Source organism: Mycobacterium sp. SMC-18 (assembly GCF_045310895.1).
GTDB lineage: Bacteria > Actinomycetota > Actinomycetes > Mycobacteriales > Mycobacteriaceae > Mycobacterium.
In genome coordinates this window covers 109,331-133,041 of sequence record NZ_JBJIAL010000006.1, presented here as the reverse complement: position 1 = coordinate 133,041, position 23,711 = coordinate 109,331, and the positions used below count along the sequence as shown (strand labels likewise).

The following is a 23,711-nucleotide window of genomic DNA, read 5'->3' as shown; positions in this document are numbered from 1 at the left end:
CCGGCACCGTCGCGGACGTTATTTGAGCGGCAACCCCGTGATCGCGCGCGACATCACGAGCCGCTGAATCTCGCTGGTGCCCTCGAAGATCGTGAAGATCTTGGCGTCGCGGTGCCACCGCTCCACCGGGTAGTCGCGCGTGTAGCCGTTGCCGCCCAGAATCTGGATGGCCTCGTCGGTCACGTAGACCGCGGTCTCGCTGGCGACGAGCTTGGCCATCGAGCCCTCGGCGTTCTCGAACGGCATGTTGTTGCGCGCCATCCAGCCGGCGCGCCACACCAGCAGCCGCGCCGCGTCGATCCGGGACTTCATGTCGGCCAGCTTGAACGCGACGGCCTGGAAGTCCCCGATCTTGCGGCCGAACTGCTCGCGCTCCTGCGCGTATCCCAGCGCGTACTCGTACGCCGCGCGGGACACCCCGAGCGCCATGGCCCCGACGGTCGGCCGGGTCCGCTCGAACGTCTTCATCGCCACCTGACCGGCCGAGCTCTTGCCCTCGCGAGTGCGGGCCACCCGCTCCTCGAACTTCTCCCGGCCACCGACGATCAGGCGGCCCGGCAGCCGGACGTCGTCGAGCACGACCTCGGCGGTGTGCGACGCCCGGATGCCGTGCTTCTTGAACTTCTGACCCTGACTGAAACCCTTGGTGCCCGGCGGGATGATGAAGCTGGCCTGGCCGCGCGAGCCCAATTCCGGGTACACCGAGGCAACGACGATGTGCACGTTGGCGATGCCGCCGTTGGAGGCCCACGTCTTGGTGCCGTTGAGCACCCATTCATCGGTCGCCTCGTCGTACCGCGCCCGGGTGATGATCGACGAAACATCCGATCCCGCACCGGGTTCCGACGAACAGAACGCGGCCAGCTTGGGCTCGTTGATGTCGCCGTACATCTGGGGCAGCCACTCGCCCAGCTGTTCCATGGTGCCGTTGGCCGCCAGCGACGCGGCGGCCAGGCCGGTTCCCATGATCGACATCGAAATTCCGGCGTCACCCCAGAACAATTCTTCGACCGCGACGGGCATACCGAGCCCGGTCTCCTCGGCCGTCTGGGCAGCAAAGAACTCCATGGAGTACAGGCCAACCTTGGCCGCCTCCTGCAGGATCGGCCACGGCGTCTCTTCGCGCTCGTCCCACTCCTGTGCGGCCGGACGGATCACGTCAGCAGCGAACTCGTGAACCCAGTCCCGGACCTGGCAGACGTCGGCAGACAGTTCTAGCGAAAAAGACATGCGCGACACACTACTTGGCGCGCCGCCACCTCGCCGTACCCACCACGGCGAGCACCCCGGCCAGGGTCGCCAGCAACAACGACAACGAGATGAACGACGGGTCGTAGAGCACCGATGTCTTCACCGGCTCCCCGGGGATCACCGGCGCGACGTCGGCGATCGACGACGCGGCCAGCCAACTCACCACCGAGCCGACGGCCGCGAGCACCGCCGCCACCAGTGCGCCGGCCGCCACGATCTTGTCGCGGCTCATTCGTCGTCGTCCTCACCGAGTTCGCGCACACCCAACGCCTCCAGCTGGGCCCGCAGCCCGCGATGACGCCGTGCCCACGCCTGCCCGCTGCGCTCACCGGTCAGCTTGACGCCGATCCCCGTGCGGCCGCGCGGAACGCCCGTCAGCTCCCCGAACGCCCGGTACGACTGCCAGCGGGGCACGTCGGCACCTCGCGCCTCCGGGAACATCCCGACCATGTCCGCGACGCGGACGGACTCGGTGCCCTGCCGCAGGTACTCGGGCGTCAGCTCCACCGACGTGTGCAGCCGCGCCGCTTTCACCTGCAACCCGAGGAAACCGGTGACGAGGACGAGGAACACCACCGGCACGAGCGGATCCACCCGGTGCGCCGACCACAACTGCATCGCCGCGATGGAGGCGCCGGAGAACGGGCCCAGCGCCAACCACCACCAGCTGGCACCGACCTCGTGGAAGAGAACCTGCTCGGCGTCGGCGTCAGTCGGCGCGTCCGTCATGCGTTGGCCTTTCCGTCGAACCAGGTCTGCGCCTGCGGCCGGGTGATCGTGACCGCCCCGGCGATCAACGGCAGCAGCGCCACCAACGACAGCAGCTGCGCCACCCCCAGCAGCGCGAGGAGGCCGACGACGATGACGATCGCCATGGACAACGCGACCGCGGCCCGACGAAACCGGTTGTCCCCCGCGCGGGCACGGCCGGCGGAAAAGGCCATGGCGGCGCCGGCGAGGGCGGTGATGGCGCCGAAGCCCACCACCAGAGTCCGGTATGCGGAGGGCACCTCCGCGGCGGCGGTCAACATGCCGCCGACCATCAGGAGCACGGCGGCCACCAGCCAGCACCAGAAAGCGACGGTCACGGCCTGTGGTCGGACCGGCGAAGAGGGCGTGGGCTCAGTCATATCCGGGCCAGCCTAGCGGGCCACATGTGCGTTCACGTCGACCTGGGCGCCCGCGAGCGGCCCGGAAATGCACGCATTGCGCGGCGTGTCGCCGTGCAGACACGGCCGCTCGCGGAGGTTGGGGGCGGGAAAAGTCAGCGGACGAAGAAGGCGTTCGAGTCGGGGCGGTGCAGGAGGTAGACGCCGCCGCCGATCAGGACGGCGCCGCCGATGCCGCATACCGCGTAACCCAGCGCCGCGGCCGCGCCGTGGTAGTTGGCGAACAGATTGGTGGTCAGATACAGGATCGTGGCCGCGGACCCGCCGGTGAGGATGCTGCGGGCCCAGCGGTAGCCCTGCCGCAGCAGCACCAGGAACGTGGCCACCAGGACCGCGATGATGAACAACATCAGACCGGACACCGCGTACGCGTAGCCCGACACCTCCCGCTCGGGCGTCGTCAGCAGGTTGATGACGTAGCCGATCAGCGACAGCGGCAGCGCGGCCGTCCACAGCCAGAACCCGGTGACGACGTCCTGCGGCATCTCGCGCGGCTCAGGTGCGGGTCCGTCCGGCCCCTGACCGTGCCCCGGGCCCGGATAGGGCGGGTACTGCGGGTTGTAGGGGTGTTGCGGGTCGTGCGGGTTGTGTGGGTTCACCGCAGCCAGCCCGCGACGTCCGTCGCCCAGTACGTGAGGACGATGTCGGCACCGGCGCGCCGAATGCTGAGGAGCGACTCCAGAACCGAGGCCCGCAGGTCGATCCAGCCGTTGGCCGCGGCGGCGCTGATCATCGCGTACTCGCCCGAAATCTGGTACGCCGCAACGGGTACCGGTGACATCTCGGCAGCGGCGCGGACCACGTCCAGGTAGCTCATCGCCGGCTTGACCATCACCATGTCGGCACCTTCGGCGAGGTCGAGTTCGATCTCGCGCACCGCTTCGCGGGCGTTACCCGGATCCTGCTGGTAGGTACGGCGATCGCCCTGCAGGCTCGAGCCCACGGCCTCGCGGAACGGGCCGTAGAACGCCGACGCGAACTTGGCGGCGTAGGCCAGGATCGCGACGTCGATGTGCCCGGCGTGGTCCAGCCCGTCGCGGATGGCCGCCACCTGCCCGTCCATCATGCCGCTCGGGCTGACCACATGCGCACCCGAATGCGCTTGCGCGACAGCGAGTTTGATGTATTGCTCGTTGGTCGCATCGTTGTCGACCCGGCCGTGCGCGTCCAGGACGCCACAGTGCCCGTGATCGGTGAATTCGTCCAGGCAGGTGTCGGCCATCAGCACGGTCGAATCGCCGAGGTCCGAATTCAGGTCGCGCAGTGCCACATTCAGGATGCCCTCGGGGTTGACGCCCTCGGACCCGGTGCCGTCCTTGTCACTGTCGCACGGGACGCCGAACAGCATCAGCCCGCCGACACCGGCCTCGACGGCTTCCGCCGCCGCGCGGCGCGCCGAATCCCGGGTGTGCTGCACGACGCCGGGCATCGAGCTGATGGGACGCGGCTCGGCGAGCCCATCCGCGACGAACATGGGCAGCACCAGATGCCGTGGCTCCAGCGAGGTTTCGGACACCAGACGCCGCAGCGCCGGGGTGGTACGCAGACGCCGCGGCCGCTGTCGTGGGAAAGCCATACGCCGAGTTTAGCGGCGCCGGCTCTTCTTACGCGGCGGCGGCAACGCACCCTCGGCCCGGAGCCGAGCGGCGTGCTCGGCCAGCGCCTCGACCAGCGGGCCGACTGCGGCGGTCTCCGGCTGCACGTCCACGCGCAGGCCGAATTCGGCTGCGGTTTCAGCGGTTTTCGGGCCGATGCAGGCGACGATGGTCCGGGCGTGCGGTTTGCCGGCGATGCCGACCAGGTTGCGCACCGTGGAGCTCGAGGTGAAGCAGACGGCGTCGAAACCACCGGTCTTGATCATCTCGCGGGTGTGCGCCGGCGGCGGTGCCGCCCGGACGGTCCGGTAGGCCGTGACGTCCTCGATCTCCCAGCCACGCTCGCGCAGGCCCTCGGCCAGCGTCTCGGTGGCGATGTCGGCGCGCGGCAGCAGCACCCGGTTCACCGGGTCGAAAATCTCGTCGTAGTCCGGGAATTCGTCCAGCAGGCCCAGCGACGACTGCTCACCGGCAGGCACCAGCTCGGGGTTGATGCCGAACGCGCGCACCTTGTCCGCGGTGGCCTGACCGACGCACGCGATCTTCACACCGGAGAACGCGCGGGCGTCCAGACCGAACTCGTTGAACTTCTCCCACACCGCACGCACCGCGTTGGTGGAGGTGAACACGACCCACTGGAAGCGGCCGTCGACCAGACCCTTGACCGCGCGCTCCATCTGGGCGGGGCTGCGCGGCGGCTCGACCGCGATGGTCGGCACCTCGATCGGCAGGGCGCCGTGGCCCACGAGACGATCGCTCATCTCGCCGGCCTGGTCCTTGGTCCGCGGCACCAGCACGGTCCAGCCGTACAGCGAGCGGCTCTCCCACCAGTTCAGCTTGGCCCGGTGCGCCACGGTCTTGCCGATGGTCACGACCAGCGGGCCCGCCAGCGGACCGACCGGCTCGGGGCCGACCGGCTTCTCCAGCACGGCCTTGTCCAGCAGCCCGGCCAGCGTGGTCTCGATCGACCGCTGCTGGCAGGTGGTGCCGTTGGCCGTCACGACACACGGGGTGTTGTCGGTGAGGCCGTATTCGATCAGGGTGCGGGCGGCGTCCGGCAGGTGCGACACCGTCGCGTGCAGGATCAGCGGCCCGGGGGCGGCGGCCAGCGCGGCCCAGTCGACGTCACCGCGGACGTCGGCCACGGTGTGCGACGAGCCGACGGGCAGGCCCGCGTAGGTGGGCACCGCCGTCGACGACGGCAGGCCCGGCACCAGCTCGAAGTGCGCCGCGGTCTTGGCCAGGGCGTTCACCTCGGTGATGACCGAATCGACCGACAGCGGGTCGCCGGCGACCAGACGCACCACGTCGACACCGGTCTTCGCCTCGGCGAGGAGCAGCTTCGCCACCTCGGTGGGGTCGCCCAGCGCGGGGCGGACGTCGACGCCGTGCGGGAACGTCATCGAAGGCCCAGCGGGCGCGACGATCGAGCCTGCGGCAGCGTCGTCGGCCTTGGCGTCGGCAGCCGGCTCGGCGTCGGCCGGGTGCGGCCCGGACGTCGGCGGCAGGTCGGTGCCGATCAGCGCCAGCACCGCCTCGGGCACATCAGGATCGGTGAAGACCAATGCCGCATGCGCCAAAACGTTCCGCGCACGCGTCGTCAACAGGCCCGGGTCACCGGGGCCGGAACCGACAAAGGTGATGCGGCCGGGCTTGTGCTGCTTACGCACTCGGGTCGTCATCTCTCACTCCCGCTCTACAGTCCGCTGATCCAACACGTCACGCGCACCCAGGTCGAACAACTCCGCGGCCAACGAGAGCCCCAGCTCCCGTGCCCGTTCGGGGGTCCCGATCCCGGACGCCCGGATCACGTCGGATCCGTCCAGAGCCGCCACGCAACCGCGCAACGACAGCTCTTCGAAGACTCGGCCGTCCTCGTCGATGGACTCGACCACTTCAGCGATCGCACCCACCGGCGCGGAACAACCCGCCTCCAGTTCGGCCAACAGGACTCGTTCGGCAGTGATCGCGGCGCGCGTGTCGGGATCGTCGAGCTTTCCCAGCAGCGTCGCCAGCTCGGTGTCCCCCACTCGGCACTCGACCGCGAGGGCGCCCTGCGCCGGCGCTGGCAACATCTGCACCGGCTCGAGGCTCTCGGTGACGGCGTCGAGTCGTCCGATCCGGGCCAGACCCGCTCGGGCGACGACAACAGCGTCGAGATCACCACTACTTACCCTGTTCAACCTGGTATCTAGGTTGCCTCGTAGGGGGCGGATTTCCAAACCGAGACCCAGTGCTCTAAGCTGTGCCGCCCGTCGCGGGCTCGACGTGCCGATCACGGAGCCGGCCGGCAACTCGCCGAGGACCAATCCGTCACGCGCCACCAAGGCATCCCGCGGGTCTTCCCGCGGCGGCACAGCGGCGATGACGAAGCGCTCGTCGGGTGCGGTCGGCAAATCCTTGTACGAGTGCACCGCGACGTCGATGCGGCCGTCGGCCATGGCGTGCCGCAGCTCCGCGGTGAACACGCCGATGCCGATGTCCGCGACGGGCGCCTGCGACCGGTCGCCTTCGGTGCTGATGATGACCAGCTCCGCGGGCTGCCCCAGAGCTACCAGAGCGTCACGGACGGTGCCGGCCTGCGTGGTCGCCAGAAGGCTGCCCCTGGTGCCGATCCGGACAACGTTTTCGAGGGTAGTTACCAAGTGTGGTTACTCAGCCTTGTCGTGGTGGGAATGCGGCTCGCCTGCCGCCAAATCTGGTGCCACCAAGGGCAATTCGCCGGCGGACACCGCGTCGATGGCCTGCGGGTCCAGCTCGAACAGCTCGCGCAGCGCCTCGGCGTAGCTGTCACCGCCGGGCGCGCTGGCCAACTGCTTGACCCGCACCGTCGGCGCGTGCAGCAACTTGTCGACCACCCGGCGGACGGTCTTGGCGACCTCATCGCGGTGGGCGGCGTCGAGTGTCGGAACCCGGTTGTCGAGCCGCAACAACTCCGCTTCGACGACGTCGGCAGCGCGCTGACGCAAGGCCGTGACAGTCGGCGTGACCTCGGCCATCCGCTGCCCGGCCAGGTAACTGGCGACCTCCGCAGCGACCATCGAGCGGGCCGCTTCGGCATCCGAGGCCGCGGCCCGGGCCGACGGTTCGCGCTGGATCCGGTCCATGTCGATCACGTGCACGCCGGGCAGGCCGGCAATCGCGCCGTCGACGTCGCGCGGCATACCCAGGTCGCAGATGACCAGCTGGCGATGTTCGGGACGGTTCATCAGTCCGCGGTGCGCATCGGCCAACGACACCACCGGGCGTACCGCGCCGGTAAAGGCGACGACGACGTCGGCATTGCCCAGCGCGACGGCGACATCGTCGAGGGTGTGCGCCGCGGCGTCGACCCCCTGGGCCTTCAGATTCTCGACCATGCGCTCGGCCCTCGGCAGCGAGCGGTTGACCACCTCGACGCGGGCGATCCCGGCGCGCGTCAGATGCGCGGCGGCCAGGGCACCCATGGAGCCGGCGCCGATCACGGCGGCCGTCAGCCCCGTCAGCGACGTCAACTTGTTCTTGGCCATGTCGAGCGCCACCGACACCACCGAAGCGCCCGCGGCGTCGATCCCCGTCTCGGAGTGGACGCGCTTACCGACCGACAGCGCCCGCTGCGACAGCTCGTGCAGGGTGCGGCCGACCGTCTGGTGCGCCTCTGCGGAGGTGTAGGCGCGGCGCACCTGGCCCAGCACCTGCGCCTCGCCGATGACGGCCGAGTCCAGGCCGCTGGCCACCGCGAACAGATGCTCGACGGCCGCCTCGGCGTAGCGCACGTAGGCGTACTTCGTGAGGTCGTGAAGCGACATACCGGACCGCTCGGAGAGCACCGAACCGATCACCGAGAGCCCGCCGTGGAAGGCGTCGACGACGGCGTACACCTCGACCCGGTTACAGGTGGAGAGCACCATCGCCTCGGTGACCAGAGAGGACTGCAGCAGCAGCTCGATGATCTTGGCCTGTTCGGCCTCGTCGGTGCTGAGCTGCTCGAGCACAGAAACCGGCGCACTGCGGTGCGAAACCCCGAAGAGCAGGACGCTCACGGCCTCATCACCTCGTAGCACCTCCGTTGGGCAAGAAGGTTTCCCGGGCCTCTTCTGGCCGCAGGAACGCCTTCAAAGCTAGCCGCTCACCAGCCCGCCGACCAAATTTGCTATACGCACGCCGGACCCCGGGGTGCGTGGTCCGATCGGGCCGGCCCAGAGGTCGGCCCACCGCGTCAACCTGCCAAGTCGGCGCGCAGCTGCTCCTCGTCGACCTCCCAATAGCTGTGCTCAACGTCATCGAGGAGCACCACGGGCAGCCGATCGCCGAATTCCGCGCGCAGGGCGGTGTCCCCGGCCGCGGCCAGGACATCGACATCCGTGCTCGTCAGGACGAATCCGAGCTCGTCGGACAGCTCGACAAGCTGAGCCGCCGCGCGCTCGCACATGCTGCAGCCGGCGCGGGTGAGCAACGTCACGCGGTGGCTGTTCCCTGATCGATCCACGCGCAACAGTATGGCGTGACCTACTGTTGAACCGTGTCCGAATCCAGCCCCGTGACTGCCGACGAGCCCACGGGCACGCCCGTGCCCTCCGGAGCTGATGACGCCGCTGAACTCGATGCCGCCGAGCGTGATTCCGGAGCCGACGAACCGGCCGCCCCGGTGCTCCCACCGCCGCCCGATCTCACCGCGGCGGCGTTCTTCGACGTCGACAACACCCTGGTGCACGGCTCGTCGCTGGTGCACTTCGCCCGCGGCCTGGCCGCCCGCGACTACTTCAAATACTCGGACCTGGCCCGTTTCGCCTACGCGCAGGCCAAGTTTCAGGTCACCGGCAAGGAGAACAGCGACGACGTCGCCGCCGGCCGGCGCAAAGCGCTGTCCTTCATCGAGGGCCGGCAGACGGCGGAACTGGAAGCGCTCGGCGACGAGATCTACGACGAGATCATCGCCGACAAGATCTGGCAGGGCACCCGGGCGCTGGCGCAGATGCACCTCGACGCCGGCCAGCAGGTCTGGCTGGTCACCGCGACGCCCATGGAGCTGGCGCAGACCATCGCCCGCAAGCTGGGGCTGACCGGGGCGCTGGGCACCGTCGCCGAGTCGGTCGACGGCGTCTTCACCGGCCGGCTGGTCGGCGAGATCCTGCATGGGGTCGGCAAGGCGCACGCGGTCCGTCAGCTGGCCATCAGGGAGGGCCTGAACCTGCGCCGCTGCACCGCCTACTCGGACAGCTTCAACGACGTGCCGATGCTCTCGCTGGTCGGCACGGCCGTCGCGATCAACCCCGATGCCGCGCTGCGCGACGTCGCGCGCGAACGGGGCTGGGAAATCCGGGATTTCCGGACCGCCCGCAAGGCCGCCCGCATCGGCGTGCCCTCGGCGCTGGCCCTGGGCGCCGTCGGCGGGGCGCTGGCGGCCATGGCGTCGCGCAAGGGCAACTAGGGACGCGCGGCCGCCGCACCACGGGCGCAGCGCGCAGGTCAGCCACTCGAACGCTGATAGGCTCACGCGCCATGGGCATTGCGGACGACATCATCGGAACCCACTTCCGGTACCCGGATTACTTCGAGGTCGGCCGCGAGAAGGTCAAGGAATTCGCGCAGGCGGTCCAGGACGATCACCCGGCCCATTTCTCCGAGGAAGCGGCCGCCGAGTGCGGCTCGGACACCCTGATCGCGTCGCTGACGTTCATCGCCGTCGCGGGCCGGCGGGTCCAGCTCGAGCTGTTCAACCAGTTCGACGTGCCGATCAACCTGGAGCGCGTGCTGCACCGCGACCAGAAGCTGATCTTCCACCGCCCGATCAAGGTCGGCGACCGGCTGTGGTTCGACTCGTACCTGGACTCGGTGATCGAGTCGCACGGCACGGTGATCGCCGAGATTCGCGCCGAGGTCACCGACGACTCCGGTGAGCCGATCATGACGAGCATCGTCACGATGCTGGGTGAGGCCCAGAACGACGACGAAGCCGGCGAGGTCAGCGCGCAGATCGCCGCGGCCCGCGACGCCGCCATCGCGAAAATGGTTGCCGCGCAAAAGGGTTGAGCCCCTTACCGCGAGCGGCCGTGTTTGTACGGCGACACGCGGTGAACGCCGGGCAGTAGCGTGTCCCTCGCGCGCGACGAGCGGCCGCAAAATGCACGCGCAATGCGGCGTGTCTGCGTACAAACACGGCCGCTCGCGGTGAACTACAGGAACGTGCCGCGGCGGTTGGCCAGCAGCTGGTACAGCGTCTGCTGGATGGTGGCGCGCACCTGGTCGGTCAGCTCGAAGGTGATCATCGGGTCGTCGGCGGCGGACTCGTCGTAGTCGGCCGTCGAGATGGGCTCACCGAACTGGATGTACCACTTCGACGGCAGCGGCAGCAGGCCGATGGGCCCGGCGAGCGGGAACAGCGGCGTCAGCGGGAAGTACGGCAGCCCGAGCAGGCGGGCGAGCAGCTTCACGTCGCCGATCTTGGGGTAGATCTCCTCGGAGCCGACGATCGAGCACGGCACGATGGGCGCACCCGAGCGCAGCGCCGCCGAGACGAAGCCGCCGCGGCCGAACCGCTGCAGCTTGTACCGGTCCTTGAACGGCTTGCCGAGCCCCTTGTACCCCTCGGGGAACACGGCGGTCAGCTCGCCGGCCTCGAGCAGCCGGTGCGCGTCGGCGGTGCAGGCCATGGTGTGGCCGGCCTTGCGCGCCGCCTGTCCCACCACGGGCAGGTCGAAGACGAGGTCGGCGGCCAGCAGCCGCAGGTCCCGATGCTTCGGGTGTTTGTCGTGCACGGCGACCGACGTCATCAGTCCGTCGAACGGCAATACGCCCGCATGGTTTGCCACCACCAAAGCGGCGCCGTCATCGGGCAAATTCTCGATGCCGGATACCTCGACGCGGAACCACGAATTGAAAAGTGTTCGCAGCAACGGAAGAAAGACCGCATTGTTGAGATGCTGGTCGAAACCGAATTCGTCGACGCGGTAGTCGCCGGTCAGTCGCTTGCGGATGAAATCCGAAGCGGCACTTATACGTTGGGCCAGTTCGTTGGGCCCCTCGTCGGCGGCAGGGCCGGCCGCGGCAAACCGGTGCTGGTCGATCTCACGGACCACGGCAGCAATCTGCTCGGCCGATGCGCGGGTCCCGGGGTCGGTCAACAGCGAAGGATGTCGCAGCGTTGCATCCCGTTTCGACGCCCGACGTTGCGCGGCAGCGCGTGTCGAATTCGAATGGAGCGGAATGACTTTGGCTTTAGATTCGCCCGCCACGTCAATATCTCCCACCATCAAAAACTTGCGAAATCAGCGTCCCCACCGCTGCGCTGCGGCCACTGCACGACGCTCCACTGAGCCTACCCACCCCGGGTCGATAATGGGCGTCAGCGCGCGGCCTGAAACGTAATCGTCAAAAGCCTCCATGGTCGTCCACTTTGGGGTATAGCCGAGTTCCCTCGTCATCCGTGTGGTGTCCATGACCCGGCCGTAGCGCATGTAGTCGGACTGCTCGCGGTCCAGTTCGACGCCCGCGGTCGCCCGTCGCCACGCGTCGAGCACCCACATGGTGGGGCCGGCGAGCGGCAAACCGATGCGGCCGGACCGGCGTATGGCCTGGCTCATCAGGATGATGCCCGGCGCCCCGATGTTGAAGGTGCCGGCCCGTCCGACCAGGGTGGCGCGTTCCAGCGCCCCGAGGGCGTCCTGCTCGTGCAGCAGTTGCAGCCGGGCGTCGTGCCCGAACGCGGTCGGCACCAAGGGACCTGCCAGGTACCGCGACAGCGCGGTGTCCATGGCCGGACCGATCATGTTGGCCAGGCGCAGGATCGTCACCGCGATGTCGGGCCGCCGCCGCGCGAGACCGCGGGCGTAGCCCTCGATGTCGATGCTGTCCCGGGCGAAGCCCTCCCCCGGTGGGCGGCGGGCGCTGCTGTCCTCGGTGAACATCACCGGATCACGCGAGCTGGACCCGTAGATCTCCGATGTCGACTTGAGGATCACCCGACGGACCGAAGGTGCCTTCTGACAGGCCGCGAACAACTGCATCGCGCCCATGACGTTGAGCTCTTTGAGCGCGGCACGACCGGATTGCGGCACGTAGGACGCCGCCGCCGCGTGGACGACGGTGTCGACGTTGCCGTTCCGGATCACCTTGGCGATGAACGGGTTGCGGATGTCCGCGCGGACGAACTCCGCGCGGCCCATACGCCGCAACATGTCCTTGCTCGGCGTGATCGCGTCGACCGCGATCACATGCTCGATGAGCTGGTTCTGAGCGAGTCTGGCTGTCAGATATCCGCCCAGGAACCGGCACGCCCCGGTGACCAGCACCACCTTGGGGTGGTGCAGGGTCTCGGGGATGTCCGGGCCGGAATCGCTTCCGCCCGGCGCTGTGGGCCGGCTTCCGGGGCGTCCGTCGGCATCCATTTGGTCAGCCTAGTGGGCGACGCAAACGAGCGCTGAGAACTACTTACCGAGTTTTCTGCGCTGAACCCGGGTGCGACGAAGCAGCTTGCGGTGCTTCTTCTTCGACATGCGCTTACGCCGCTTCTTGATGACTGAACCCATAGACTTTGAAGTCTCCGCTACTAGACGTCGATCCGTGAAGATCGGTGTGAAACCAACCCCGCCACTTTACCCGGCCGGGTTTCCCGCCACGAAAACGCCTGCTGGATACGCCCACTCATCAGTGATTTGAGCGCGCCCCGGCCGTGCTGGCCCAGACGGCTCACGCCGAAGTCGCGGAGTCGGTGCTGCGCACCTGAGGTGCGCAGCACTCAGCCGAGCCCGCGGAGACTAACCCGCGTCGTGGTACGACGACTCGAGCAGGTCGTGCACGGCCTTGGCGTGCACCCGAAATGAGCGGCCGACACGCACCGCGGGCAACTCCCCGTTGTGCACCAGCCGGTATACCGTCATCTTGCTGACCCGCATAAGGCTCGCAACCTCGGCAACAGTCAGGAACTGCGTTCGTGGCTGATCGCCACCGTCACGCGCCGATGGCCCGTTCATAGACGTCATCGCAACCCAATCAATCAGGCACGGCCAGCTCCAGCGGCTTCCCCTCCGCTGGCACCAACGCGTGCTTACGAGAAGGAGAATAGCGTGGCCAATGTGGTTATTGCGACGGGTGTGGGGTAATCAATCTGAAATCTTAGAACTACTCAGATGTAATTCTTAGCTGCTCAGACCGTGTTTTTGCGGCTTCGACGGCATTTGCGACAGCAGACCGCAGCCCACCACGTTCGAGTTCCCGCAGACCAGCGGCGGTAGTGCCCCCCGGAGAGGTCACCGAAGCCCGCAATGCCGCGGCGCTGGTGTCCAGCGGACCGACCGTGGAACCAGACCCGGATTGGGTCATGCGATCGAGCAACATGGCCGCCGCACCGGCCATCGTCTGGGCCGCCAGCTCGGTTGCCACGGGCCGTGGGAGGCCTGCCGCGACACCCGCGTCGACGACCGCCTCGACCATCAGGAAGAAGTACGCAGGGCCCGAACCGGACACCGCGGTGACCGCGTCCATCTGCTTCTCGGGCACCGTCAGCACCGCGCCGACGGCCGAGAAGATCTCCGACACCTCGGCCAGTTGCGCGTCGGTCGCGTACCGGCCCCGTGACAGCGCGGTGATGCCCGCACCGACCAGCATGGGCGTATTCGGCATGACCCGCACCACCGGCGAGCCGGCCGGCAGCTTGGCCTCGTAGAAGGCCGTGGGGACGCCCGCGGCCACCGACACCACGACCTGCTCGACGCTGCTGCTGTCGGCGTCCGCGGCAGCGTCGGCCAGCGTCTCGACGACGCCCTCGACGGCGTCGGGCTTGACCGCCACGATCACGTAGGCCGCGTTCTCGACAGCGTCCGCGACATCGGTGACCCGGACGGAGTACGTCTCGGCGAGCTGCGCGGCGCGCGCCGGATTGGCCTCGGCGACCACCAGATCCTTGACCTGTCGCCCGGACTGCAACAGCCCCGCCAGCAGGGCTTCGCCGATATTTCCGCCACCGATGATCGCAATTCTCGCCACGGGAGACAGCATGCCAGGACGGTGCGGGGTCAGCGCAGCAGGTGCCGCCGCGCGAATTCGAGCGACTCGACGAGCAGCGCCTCACGCTCGGCGTTGTTGCGTGCCGCCGATGTGGTGACCTCCAGGATCACGTGTCCGGCGAACTCCCCGGCGGCCAGCATCTGGCAGATCTGCACCGTCGGCTGGCTGCCGCGCCCGGGCACGAGATGTTCGTCGGTGGACGCGCCGTTGCCGTCACACAGATGCAGGTGCACCAGCCCCTTGCCCATGCGCCGCGCCATGTCGACGGCATCGGTGCCGGCCGTCGCCGAATGCGACAGGTCCAGCGTGTAGTGGGCGTGATTGCCGTCCAGCGGGTCGTAGGACGGCGCGAACGCCGAGATCCCCGGTCCCGGGTTCCCGCCACGCTTACGCATCCGCTCGATCGACGGCTGGCCGGTGCCGAAGAACCGGTCGGTGCGGAACGGGAACATGTTCTCGACGGCAACCAGCACGTCGCTCGATGCCTCGAGCTCGGCGACCTGATCGGAGAAGCCTTCGGCATAGCGGCGCTGCCACCGGAACGGCGGATGCACGACGACCGTCTGCGCACCCAGCTGCTCGGCGGCCCGCACGCTGCGTTCCAGCTTCGGGATCGGATTGGAGCCCCACACGCGCTGCGAGATCAGCAGGCATGGCGCGTGGACACTGAGCACGGGGACGCCCCACCGTTGCGACATCCGCTCGATCGCGTCGATGTCCTGGCTCACCGGCTCGGCCCACACCATCAGCTCGACACCGTCGTAGCCGAGGCGGGCGGCGTACTCGAAGGCAGCCTCGGTCCGCAAGGGATAGACCGACGCGGTGGACAGACCTACCTTCATGGCGGGACGCACAGGCCTCCGGTTCAGGCTGAGTAGAGCAGTGCCAAGGGTCCGAACGTGACCAGACCGCCGACCAGAATCGCGATCAGCGTACTGGCCAGGTCGTGATCCTTCCGGATCACCCGGATGCCGGCGACCAGGCCGAGGATCACCAGCATCGACAGCATCAGCGCCACGATCTGGTTCCAGCGCCACAGCTGGTCGAAGGCGAAGAACATGCCGGCGCCGAACGCGACGGCCAGCAGGCTCTGCCCGACGACCCAGGCGCCGCGCTTGAGGCCGGACCCGGACTTCTCGTCGTCCTCGTGGTCGGCTTCGTCGTGGTCGGCTTCGCGGTCGATGGCTTCGTGGTCGACATCCTCGTCGTGGACGTCGTGGACGTCGTGGTCGGCGACCAGCTCTTCCCGACGGGTGTCCGCGTCGGCGGCGAAGCCACCGAACAGCGCGTCGTAGCGCTCGCTGCGGCCATTGCGTGACGGCTGACGCGGCGGCTCGGGAGCGGCCTCGGTCGCCACGGTGTCGTCGACGACGGGCACGGCGCCGGTGTCGAGCTTGGCGACGGGTTCGGCGTCGGTGAGCGAGAGCAGATCGTCGTCGATGTCCGCGTCGGCCGGCACGTCCTCGTCGACCGGGTCGGGGCTCATCTCCTCGGCGCCGCGGACCGGCTTGAACGACCAGCGGAAGGCGGGCTTGCGCGACGGCGCCACGAACTCCAGCGGGTCGGCCTCGGCGTCGCGACGGCGCAGGTGGTCCTCGTAGTCGTCGACCGCGGCATCGGCGGGCGCGGGCTCGACGATGTCGGTGTGCAGCATCTCGTCGTCGACGACGTAGTGGGCGCCGGTGTCGTCGGGCTCCATCTCGTCGGCCGCGGACGGGGTCTCGTCCTCGACGGCGACAGCCGCCTCCTCGACAGGGGCTTCCGGCTCCGGCTCGGCGACCGGCTCCGCCACGGACTCGGGCTCGGGCGCCGGCTCCGCCGGGGCCTCAGCCGGCTCTGCGTGCACCGTCTCCGGCCGGATGATCGGGATTTCGCCGGTCAGTTCGGCGACGGTCACCGCGTCGCTGTTCCCGCGCCGGCGGCGCCGGCGGCCACCGACGGGCGGCGCACCGATGGTGCCGTTCTTGGCCAGCAGCTCGGCGACCGAGATCGGTCGCGTCGCCGAGAAGTCGTCTGAATCTGTCATCGTGTCTCGCCTTTGGCGGGAGCCAATCCCGCGAACGTTTCCACCAAGTCGGTTCCATCGGCTTCGCTGTCGAGTTTCCGCAGAATGACACCCTCCCGCAACGCCCACGGGCAGATGTCCACCGCGTCGAGCGACAGCGCTCGCATGGTCGCCTCGGCCACCAACGCACCGGCCACGATCTGTGGCGCGCGGTCGGCACTCACCCCTTCCAACTCGGCTCTGTCGGCCGTGGTCATCCTAGAGATGAAAGATATGAGCTGTCTGAGGCCGGCGGCGGTCAATGTGCGCTTCACGCGCGGTCCGGCGCCCGACGGCGCCGCACCGGTGAGCCGGGCCAGCGACCGGAAGGTCTTCGACGTAGCGACCGCGAGCTCCGGGGTACCGGCCGCGAGCACCTTGGCGGCCGAGGCGGAGATCTCGTTGTCCAGCCAGTCGCGCAGCACCGCCACGCGCCGGCGGCCGGGCGGATCCTCCTGCAGCCATTCGCGTGTCAAACGGCCCGCACCCAGCGGCATCGACAGTGCGACATCGGGTTCTTCGTCGATGCCGCCCGACAGCTCCAGCGAGCCGCCACCGATGTCGAGGTTGATGATGCGGCCCGCGCTCCAGCCGTACCAGCGGCGCACCGCCAGGAAGGTGAGCCGCGATTCGTCGACCCCGGACAGGACCTGCAGCTGGACGCCGGTCTCGGCCCGCACCCGCGCCAGCACCGCCTCGGAGTTGGTCGCATCCCGGACCGCAGATGTGGCGAACGCCATAAACTCCGCACACCCCGAGCTGGTGGCGATCTTGGCGAACTCGTCGACGGTCGCGACGAGGCTGTCGGCGCCCTTGCGGGTCAATTTGCCGGTGTCATCGATCGCCTCGGCAAGGCGCAGTGAGGCCTTGGTCGAACTCATCGGGGTCGGGTGCCCGCCACGGCGCGCGTCGACCACCAATAGATGAACGGTGTTACTGCCCACGTCGAGGACGCCCAATCGCACGGAAACCACGGTAACGGGTCTACGGTTGCGTGCTGTGACCGCATCGCAGATCAGTCCCGGCGAGCCTTCGAAGCCTGGTTCCCACGAGGTGGGACTGGACTTTGCCCGCGAGTGGGTGGAGTTCTTCGACCCCGACAATCCGGAGCATCTGATCGCCGCGGACATGACGTGGCTGCTGTCGAATTGGACCTGCGTCTTCGGGACGCCGGCGTGCCAGGGCACCGTCGAGGGCCGGCCCGACGACGGCTGCTGCAGCCACGGCGCCTTCATGGCCGATGACGACGACGTCGCGCAGCTCGAGGAGTCGGTCAAGCTGCTGACCGACGAGGACTGGCAGTTCCGGGAGAAGGGCCTGGGCCGCAAGGGCTACCTCGAGATGGACGAATACGACGACAAGCCCAACCTGCGGACCCGCAAGTACAAGGGCGCGTGCATCTTCCTGAACCGGCCGGGTTTCGCCGGCGGCATCGGCTGCGCCCTGCACAGCAAGGCCCTCAAGCTCGGCGTCGAGCCGCTGACCATGAAGCCCGAGGTCTGCTGGCAGCTGCCGATCCGCCGCACGCAGGACTGGGTGACGCGGCCGGACGGCACCGAGATCCTGCGGACCGTCGTCACCGAATACGACCGGCGCGGCTGGGGCGAGGGCGGCCACGACCTGGTCTGGTACTGCACCGGCGACCCGGCCGCGCACGTCGGCGCCCGGCCCGTGTGGGAGTCCTACGGGCCCGAACTGACCGAACTGCTCGGCGCGAAGGTGTACGCCGAGCTGGCCGCGCTGTGCAAGCGCCGGGCCGGGCTGGGGCTCATCGCCGTGCACCCGGCCACTGCGGCGGCAGAGAAGTAACCGCGAGGACTGGCGCGGGGAGCTAGCCCTCCAGCTTGTAACCCAACCCGCGGACGGTGACGAGGTGCACCGGGTTGGCCGGGTCGGCCTCGATCTTGGACCGCAGCCGCTTCACGTGGACGTCGAGGGTCTTGGTGTCGCCGACGTAGTCGGCGCCCCAGACCCGGTCGATCAACTGGCCGCGCGTCAGCACCCGCCCGCTGTTGCGCATCAGGTACTCGAGCAGGTCGAACTCCTTGAGCGGCAGCGTGATGGCGTCGCCGTTGACGGACACGATGTGCCGCTCGACGTCCATGCGGACCGGCCCGGCCTCCAGCACGCCGTCGGCGCCGACGGTGTCGTCGGACTCACCACCGCGGCGCAGCACGGCGCGGATGCGGGCGATGAGCTCGCGGGCCGAGTACGGCTTGGTGACGTAGTCGTCGGCGCCGAGTTCCAGGCCGACGACCTTGTCGATCTCACTGTCCCGCGCGGTCACCATGATGACCGGCACGCCGGACCGCGAGCGCAGCTGCTTACAGACGTCGGTGCCGCTCATACCGGGCAGCATCAGGTCCAGGAGCACGATGTCGGCCCCGGCCCGGTCGAACTCGGCCAACGCCGACGGACCATCGGTCACGACGGTGGCCTCGAAACCTTCCTTGCGCAACAGGAACGCCAAGGGATCGGCCAGGGACTCCTCGTCCTCCACGATCAGCACACTGGTCATTGGTTCGGTCGCCCTCCTTGTGATGGCAATGAGTGGTCGTCTCCCTCGTCGACATCCACGTCGTCCGAGTCGAGATAGGCCGGAATCGACAACGTGAACGTCGACCCGGTTCCCGGCTGACTCCACAGCCGGATGGTTCCGTTGTGGTTGGCCGCAACGTGTTTGACGATGGCCAACCCCAGCCCGGTGCCGCCGGTGGCCCGGGACCGCGCCTTGTCGACGCGGAAGAATCGTTCGAAAACCCGTTCCTGGTCAGCCTTTTCGATACCGATGCCACGGTCGGTCACCGCGATCTCGACATTGTCGCCGTAGCGGCGCCGGCTGATCGATACCTGGGAACCCTTGGGCGAGTACGAGATTGCGTTGGACACCAGATTCGCGAGCGCCGTCGCCAGCAGCGTCTCACTACCCAGCACCTGGTAACCGCGGGGCGCGTCGGTGGTGATCGCGATATCGGCGTTGTCGGCGGCCACCTTGTGCCGGGAAACCACCTCGGCGACAACGGAATCCACGTCGACCGCGTCGAGGTGCGGCAGCGGCTCGGCGCCCTGCAAGCGGGACAGCTCGATCAGTTCACCGACCATGTTGGCCAGCCGGTTGGACTCGGTGACGATCTTCTCGGCGAACCGGTTGACCATGTCCTGGTCCTCCGACGACGCCAGCAGCGCCTCGGCCAGCAGGCCCATGGCACCGACCGGCGTCTTGAGCTCATGACTGACATTGGCGACGAAGTCGCGGCGACTGGCCTCCATGCGGGCCTGTTCGGACTGATCGTTGACGTAGACCACCGCGAAGCGGCCGTCCTCTTCCGTCAGCTGCCGCGCCAGACCCCGCACTGCCAGCCGGGACCGGCCGGGGTTGGCCCGTTTGGCCGGCGACAGGTCGAACTCGACGTCCTCGCCGGTGGCGAGGGTCCGCTGCGCGGCCTCCCACGCCCGGTCGTCCAGCAGCCGGTCCCGCACCAGACCGAGGTCCTTGGCCAGGCCGTTGGTGTAGACGACGTCGCGGTAGGTGTCGACGACCGCCATGCCCAGTGGGGACATGGACACGATGTGCGCGAACATCTCGGACACCGTGAGGCCGGACTGCTCGGCGGCGCGGCGCTCGCGGCGCTCGTTCAGCCGCGGCACCCACCGCATGCCGATCGCGATGCCCAGGGCCAACGCGAGCAGCGCCGTGGCGGCCACCAGAGGCAGCGCGTACGACAAGCTCACGGGCAAATCGTACGCATCAGATGAACGCCATCCCAGCAGCGAGCGGCCGGATCGGTACAAGTCACACGTACAAATCCAGGTGTTTCACTGGTGTTAACCGCTGTTCACCAGCTGTTCGCGGCGTCAGTGCTGTTTGGCGCCCTGCGCGGCGACCGCGGCGGCTCCCGCGGCGGCTGCCTCGGGGTCCAGGTATTCGCCACCGGGCACCGTCGGCTTCAGATTTTCGTCCAGTTCGTACCGCAGCGGGATGCCCGTCGGGATGTTCAGGCCGGTGATCTCGTCGTCGGACATGCCGTCCAGGTACTTCACCAGCGCGCGCAGCGAGTTGCCGTGTGCCGCGATCAGCACGGTCTTGCCGGCCTTGAGGTCGGCCGCGATGGTCTGCTCGAAGTAGGGCACGAACCGCTTGACGACGTCGGCGAGGCATTCGGTCAGCGGCGCGTCGATGCCGGCGTACCGCGGGTCGCCGTCCTGGCTGTAGGTGCTGCCCTTCTCGATCGGGGGCGGCGGGGTGTCGTAGCTGCGGCGCCACGACATGAACTGGTCCTGGCCGTACTTGGCCAGCGTCTCGGCCTTGTCGAGGCCCTGCAGCGCGCCGTAGTGCCGCTCGTTGAGGCGCCAGTCGCGGTGCACGGGAATCCAGTGCCGGTCGGCGGCGTCCAAAGCCAGGTTGGCGGTGGTGATCGCGCGGCGCAGCAGCGACGTGTACAGCACGTCCGGCAGCACACCCTGCTCGACCAGCAGCTTTCCGCCTCGGACGGCCTCGGCCCGGCCCTTGTCGGTGAGGTCGACGTCGACCCAACCGGTGAACAGGTTCTTCTCGTTCCACTGGCTCTCGCCGTGACGCAGCAGGATCAAGGTCGGCATGGCCTGCATCTTCTCACGTGCGGTTTTTTGGGGGGCGCTCTGGCTAGCCCACCGCCGAGAGTGGGCGATGTGACCGACAAATCGGCGGTACTGCGGCCATTTCGCCCACCTTCGGTGGCACGGACAGCTCAGATCGCGCAACCCGCCGCCCGGAGCCGAGTTCTGACACGGGCGACTACGGCGTCCGGCCGCCGCAACATCACGGCACTGACCCTGATCACCGTCCAGCCCAGTGACTCCAGAATCGCGATGCGCTCGATATCCCAGGCCCGCTGGCGCGCATCGGCCCAGTGCTGAACACCGTCGTACTCGACAATCACCTTCCACTGCCGCCAGCCCATGTCCACGCGGATGTGCGCGGCGCCGTACTCATCGAAGAACTCGATCTGCGTTTCGGGCGCCGGTAAGCCACCCGCGATCAGCGCTAACCGCAGCCGGGTTTCCTGAGGCGACTCAGCTCCGCCGTCAGTCAGATTCAGCGCCTTCGTCAGCTGACGGATGCCGCGCATACCCGTTCGGTTGAGCGCGAGCCTCTCTACCTCGATGATGTCCAGCTTGGTCGCGTTCAGCAGCGCATCCAGAATCGGCACAGAGCGGGCCTCGGGCAACAGCCTGCCGATGTCGAACGCCGTCCGAGCCGGCGTGGTGACGCGCATGCCGCGCCTGATGCAGATGTCGTCCGAGGCCAACTGGTACGAGTGAATCGTCAGCCCGGGCGGGCCGTGTTTCTCCTGACGCACAATGACGGCCGGCGCATCGACATCCAGCCATTTGGTGCCGTGGACCGCCGCTGCCGACACCCCTGCCAACACCGCGTCGGGCCCAGCGAACAGCCAGGCCGCGCGAGCCTTGAGCTCCGCGGTCACCGCGACGTCATTGGGCACGTAGACGTTACGGAAGATCGCACGGTTCCGAGTGAGCAGTTGATGCTTGGTGAGCTCACCCGCCCGGACCGCCGCACGGCCTAAAAATGGTTCGGTCATGATTCGAGCGTTGGCGCGACCACCGACAAGCCAGGCCACGAAACCGAGGGTTATCCACAGGCCAGTGCTACCCAAATCGCACCGAAAGTGGGCAAAATGACTGCTAAATCGCCGATCGTGCGGTCATTTCGCCCGCTTTCGGCGCTGAACCCCTACTCCGGCCGCAGGTGCTCGAACGCCTTGAGGTTCTTCAGCGACTCCCCGCGGGACAGCCGCCACTTCCACTCTTTCTCGATCGACGAGCGGAACCCCAGCTCGAGCAGGGTGTTGAAGTCGAAGTCGACGGCCTCGATGACCTGGCCCATCAGCCGGTCGATCTCGTCTGGGGTCACCGCATGCAGCGCCATCCGGCCCACCAAATAGATGTCGCCGATGTTGTCCAGCGTGTAGGCCATGCCGTACAGCCGCCGATTGCGGCGCAGCAGGTACTTGTAGACGCCCTCGAAGTTCTCGTCGGGCTTGCGGCAGACGAATGCCTCCAGGCGCACGCCGTGCTCGCCCACGCTGAGCAGCGTGTTGGTGGTCAGCCGGCGCTCACCGGGCAGCGCCACGACGATGCCGGGCCGGCCGTGCACTCCCCCGTCGTGGTGGGAGAAGTCGAGTTCGTGTGCGCGCAGGGTCTCTTCGATCAACTGGGTGACGGTGGCGGCAGTCGTCATGCGCGCACGCCCCGACGAATCAGGAACCGGCGGCTGCGGCGGGCCGCCGAATCACGCCGGGGGCGACGGCCGCGGTAGTCGGCGATGGCCCGCGTGTAACCGGCCAGCAGCGCGTCCACGGTGTGGGCCCACGAGAACGTCGCAGCGTGCTGTAAAGCGCCGTCGCGCAGGGATTCCGGACCCATTTCCAGCGTCCGCCCGATGGCGTTGGCCCAGTCGACCGGATCGTGGCCTTGCACCAGCACGCCGCTCACGCCGTCGCGCACCGCGACAGGTAGCCCGCCGACAGCGGCGGCCACCACTGGCGTCCCGCAGGCCTGCGCCTCGACCGCGACGAGGCCGAACGACTCCGAATAGCTCGGCACCGCAACGAGATCCGCGGCACGGTAGACATTGACCAGCTGGTCACGGGACTGCGGCGGCAGGAATGTCACACGGTCGGTGATACCCAGCTCGTCGGCGAGGGAAACCAGGCCGTCGGGTACGGCCAGGCCACTGCCCGACGGACCGCCGGCGACCACGACGCGCACGTCGGGCAGCTTGGCCGCCGCGCGCAACAGCACGTCGGGCGCCTTCAGCGGCTGGATGCGGCCGACGAAGGCGACCACCTGTTCGTGGGGCGAAAGCCCCAGTGCCGCACGGGCTTCGGCCTTGTCGCCGGGCGTGAAGGTCGTCAGGTCGACACCCGGATAGGCCACGTCGATGCGGGCCGGGTCCGCGTGGTGCAGCGAAACCAGTTGCTGCGCTTCGTCTTCGGTGTTGACGATGAGCCGGTCGGCGGCGTCGACCACCTGCTGCTCACCGACCGCGCGCAGCGCCGGCTCCGGGGTATCGCCTTCCGCCAGCGACAGGTTCTTCACCGCGGCCCACGTGTGCGCGGTGTGCACCAAGGGCACGGCCCAGCGGTCCGAGGCCAGCCAGCCCACCTGCCCCGACAGCCAGTAGTGCGAATGCACGATGTCGTAGTAGCCCGGCTCATGGTTGGCCTCGACGCGCAGCACACCCGCCGTGAAAGCGCACAGCTGCGTCGGCAGGTCGTACTTGTCCAGGCCTTCGAACGGGCCGGCGACGATGTTGCGCACCAGGACGCCGGGGGCCACCCGGACGACCGGGGCGTCGGTCGACGACGTGGCGCGGGTGAAGATTTCCACCTCGACGCCGCGGCGCGCCAACTCGAGGGCGCTTTGCAGGACGTAGACGTTCATGCCGCCGGCATCGCCGGTGCCCGGTTGGGCCAGCGGCGAGGTATGGACCGACAGGACGGCGACACGCACGCCCTCCATCCTTACACCGTCGCTTCGGGCGCCCGCCGTCCGGTGGTCCGAGCTGGGCATTTTGGGGACGCTCGACGCCCGCGAGCGGCCGTGGAATGCACGCCTGACACGGAGTGTCGGCGTGCAGACACGGCCGCTCGCGGGAAGTACCCC

General features: G+C 68.5%; 27 protein-coding genes. 3 read left to right on the top strand and 24 right to left on the bottom strand.

All coding sequences use genetic code 11. The annotated features are described in order from the left end of the window. Positions 1–18 precede the first annotated feature (18 nt). The 10 genes from ACJH6J_RS07720 to ACJH6J_RS07675 all read right to left on the bottom strand — a co-directional run bounded on the left by ACJH6J_RS07720 (position 19) and on the right by ACJH6J_RS07675 (position 8,483). On the bottom strand, positions 19–1,230 hold the full coding sequence (locus ACJH6J_RS07720) for an acyl-CoA dehydrogenase family protein (protein ID WP_406774329.1): 1,212 nt from the start codon (positions 1,228–1,230) through the stop codon (positions 19–21). A gap of 10 nt (positions 1,231–1,240) precedes the next feature. Next, positions 1,241–1,483, bottom strand: a complete 243-nt coding sequence (locus tag ACJH6J_RS07715; protein WP_212807051.1) for a hypothetical protein — start codon at positions 1,481–1,483, stop codon at positions 1,241–1,243. Then, a complete protein-coding gene (locus tag ACJH6J_RS07710; protein WP_406774328.1) occupies positions 1,480–1,980 on the bottom strand; it encodes a DUF3093 domain-containing protein in 501 nt (166 codons plus the stop codon). The genes ACJH6J_RS07715 and ACJH6J_RS07710 overlap by 4 nt, the downstream gene beginning before the upstream one ends. Then, complete coding sequence (locus ACJH6J_RS07705; RefSeq protein ID WP_406774327.1) at positions 1,977–2,381, bottom strand: hypothetical protein; 405 nt, start codon at positions 2,379–2,381, stop codon at positions 1,977–1,979. Before ACJH6J_RS07705 ends, ACJH6J_RS07710 begins: the two co-directional genes overlap by 4 nt. A 134-nt stretch (positions 2,382–2,515) precedes the next feature. After that, complete coding sequence (locus tag ACJH6J_RS07700; RefSeq protein WP_406803778.1) at positions 2,516–3,019, bottom strand: hypothetical protein; 504 nt, start codon at positions 3,017–3,019, stop codon at positions 2,516–2,518. Further along, positions 3,016–3,996, bottom strand: coding sequence for a porphobilinogen synthase (hemB, locus tag ACJH6J_RS07695; RefSeq protein WP_138250621.1), 981 nt, complete (start codon positions 3,994–3,996; stop codon positions 3,016–3,018). The genes ACJH6J_RS07700 and hemB overlap by 4 nt, the downstream gene beginning before the upstream one ends. 9 nt (positions 3,997–4,005) lie before the next feature. Further along, positions 4,006–5,697, bottom strand: coding sequence for a uroporphyrinogen-III synthase (locus ACJH6J_RS07690; RefSeq protein WP_406803777.1), 1,692 nt, complete (start codon positions 5,695–5,697; stop codon positions 4,006–4,008). A gap of 3 nt (positions 5,698–5,700) precedes the next feature. Continuing rightward, positions 5,701–6,660: a hydroxymethylbilane synthase gene (gene hemC / locus ACJH6J_RS07685; RefSeq protein ID WP_406803776.1), complete on the bottom strand. Its 960-nt coding sequence runs from the start codon at positions 6,658–6,660 to the stop codon at positions 5,701–5,703. Between the two features lie 6 nt (positions 6,661–6,666). After that, on the bottom strand, positions 6,667–8,037 hold the full coding sequence (locus ACJH6J_RS07680) for a glutamyl-tRNA reductase (RefSeq protein ID WP_406803775.1): 1,371 nt from the start codon (positions 8,035–8,037) through the stop codon (positions 6,667–6,669). 176 nt (positions 8,038–8,213) lie between these two features. Then, positions 8,214–8,483, bottom strand: a complete 270-nt coding sequence (locus ACJH6J_RS07675; RefSeq protein WP_036420486.1) for a glutaredoxin family protein — start codon at positions 8,481–8,483, stop codon at positions 8,214–8,216. Positions 8,484–8,516: 33 nt separating this feature from the next. Between ACJH6J_RS07675 and ACJH6J_RS07670 the strand changes: the two genes are divergently transcribed. Next, a complete protein-coding gene (locus ACJH6J_RS07670) occupies positions 8,517–9,425 on the top strand; it encodes an HAD family phosphatase (protein WP_212807057.1) in 909 nt (302 codons plus the stop codon). 71 nt (positions 9,426–9,496) lie between these two features. After that, complete coding sequence (locus ACJH6J_RS07665; RefSeq protein WP_212807058.1) at positions 9,497–10,027, top strand: MaoC family dehydratase N-terminal domain-containing protein; 531 nt, start codon at positions 9,497–9,499, stop codon at positions 10,025–10,027. 143 nt (positions 10,028–10,170) lie between these two features. On the opposite strand, the gene ACJH6J_RS07660 is transcribed toward ACJH6J_RS07665, so the two are convergent. From ACJH6J_RS07660 to ACJH6J_RS07625, 8 genes are all read right to left on the bottom strand, one after another. Beyond that, a complete protein-coding gene (locus ACJH6J_RS07660; RefSeq protein ID WP_406774324.1) occupies positions 10,171–11,247 on the bottom strand; it encodes a lysophospholipid acyltransferase family protein in 1,077 nt (358 codons plus the stop codon). A 15-nt stretch (positions 11,248–11,262) separates the two neighbouring features. Next, positions 11,263–12,381 carry an SDR family oxidoreductase gene (locus ACJH6J_RS07655; protein WP_212807059.1) on the bottom strand — a complete coding sequence of 373 codons (1,119 nt, stop codon included), beginning with the start codon at positions 12,379–12,381 and terminating at the stop codon, positions 11,263–11,265. A 39-nt stretch (positions 12,382–12,420) separates the two neighbouring features. Then, positions 12,421–12,522 carry a 30S ribosomal protein bS22 gene (locus ACJH6J_RS07650; protein WP_003402602.1) on the bottom strand — a complete coding sequence of 34 codons (102 nt, stop codon included), beginning with the start codon at positions 12,520–12,522 and terminating at the stop codon, positions 12,421–12,423. Between the two features lie 228 nt (positions 12,523–12,750). Then, entirely contained in the window at positions 12,751–12,975 is a 225-nt protein-coding gene (locus ACJH6J_RS07645) for a cell division/environmental response transcriptional regulator (protein ID WP_029105159.1), read from the bottom strand. A 139-nt stretch (positions 12,976–13,114) separates the two neighbouring features. After that, a complete protein-coding gene (proC, locus tag ACJH6J_RS07640; protein ID WP_406801564.1) occupies positions 13,115–13,978 on the bottom strand; it encodes a pyrroline-5-carboxylate reductase in 864 nt (287 codons plus the stop codon). A 29-nt stretch (positions 13,979–14,007) separates the two neighbouring features. Next, entirely contained in the window at positions 14,008–14,853 is an 846-nt protein-coding gene (locus tag ACJH6J_RS07635) for a sugar phosphate isomerase/epimerase family protein (protein WP_406803774.1), read from the bottom strand. A gap of 11 nt (positions 14,854–14,864) precedes the next feature. After that, a complete protein-coding gene (locus tag ACJH6J_RS07630; protein WP_406803773.1) occupies positions 14,865–16,025 on the bottom strand; it encodes an FUSC family protein in 1,161 nt (386 codons plus the stop codon). After that, positions 16,022–17,008, bottom strand: a complete 987-nt coding sequence (locus ACJH6J_RS07625) for a Ppx/GppA phosphatase family protein (RefSeq protein ID WP_064858693.1) — start codon at positions 17,006–17,008, stop codon at positions 16,022–16,024. The genes ACJH6J_RS07630 and ACJH6J_RS07625 overlap by 4 nt, the downstream gene beginning before the upstream one ends. 25 nt (positions 17,009–17,033) lie before the next feature. Here ACJH6J_RS07625 and ACJH6J_RS07620 point away from each other — a divergent pair, with 25 nt between their 5' ends. Continuing rightward, complete coding sequence (locus ACJH6J_RS07620) at positions 17,034–17,852, top strand: hypothetical protein (RefSeq protein ID WP_406803772.1); 819 nt, start codon at positions 17,034–17,036, stop codon at positions 17,850–17,852. Between the two features lie 22 nt (positions 17,853–17,874). Here the strand turns inward: ACJH6J_RS07620 and regX are convergent, their stop codons facing one another. The 6 genes from regX to mshA all read right to left on the bottom strand — a co-directional run bounded on the left by regX (position 17,875) and on the right by mshA (position 23,567). Further along, positions 17,875–18,561, bottom strand: a complete 687-nt coding sequence (regX, locus tag ACJH6J_RS07615) for a response regulator transcription factor (protein WP_212814598.1) — start codon at positions 18,559–18,561, stop codon at positions 17,875–17,877. After that, the gene (locus tag ACJH6J_RS07610; RefSeq protein ID WP_212807064.1) at positions 18,558–19,775 is read right to left on the bottom strand and encodes a cell wall metabolism sensor histidine kinase WalK; all 1,218 of its coding nucleotides are present in this window, start codon (positions 19,773–19,775) and stop codon (positions 18,558–18,560) included. The genes regX and ACJH6J_RS07610 overlap by 4 nt, the downstream gene beginning before the upstream one ends. 123 nt (positions 19,776–19,898) lie before the next feature. Next, entirely contained in the window at positions 19,899–20,651 is a 753-nt protein-coding gene (locus ACJH6J_RS07605) for a phosphoglyceromutase (RefSeq protein WP_346415937.1), read from the bottom strand. 119 nt (positions 20,652–20,770) lie between these two features. Next, positions 20,771–21,625: a DUF559 domain-containing protein gene (locus ACJH6J_RS07600; protein ID WP_212807063.1), complete on the bottom strand. Its 855-nt coding sequence runs from the start codon at positions 21,623–21,625 to the stop codon at positions 20,771–20,773. Positions 21,626–21,777: 152 nt separating this feature from the next. Continuing rightward, positions 21,778–22,284: a YbjN domain-containing protein gene (locus tag ACJH6J_RS07595; RefSeq protein ID WP_318986614.1), complete on the bottom strand. Its 507-nt coding sequence runs from the start codon at positions 22,282–22,284 to the stop codon at positions 21,778–21,780. After that, positions 22,281–23,567, bottom strand: a complete 1,287-nt coding sequence (gene mshA, locus ACJH6J_RS07590) for a D-inositol-3-phosphate glycosyltransferase (protein WP_318986615.1) — start codon at positions 23,565–23,567, stop codon at positions 22,281–22,283. The genes ACJH6J_RS07595 and mshA overlap by 4 nt, the downstream gene beginning before the upstream one ends. Positions 23,568–23,711: the final 144 nt, after the last annotated feature.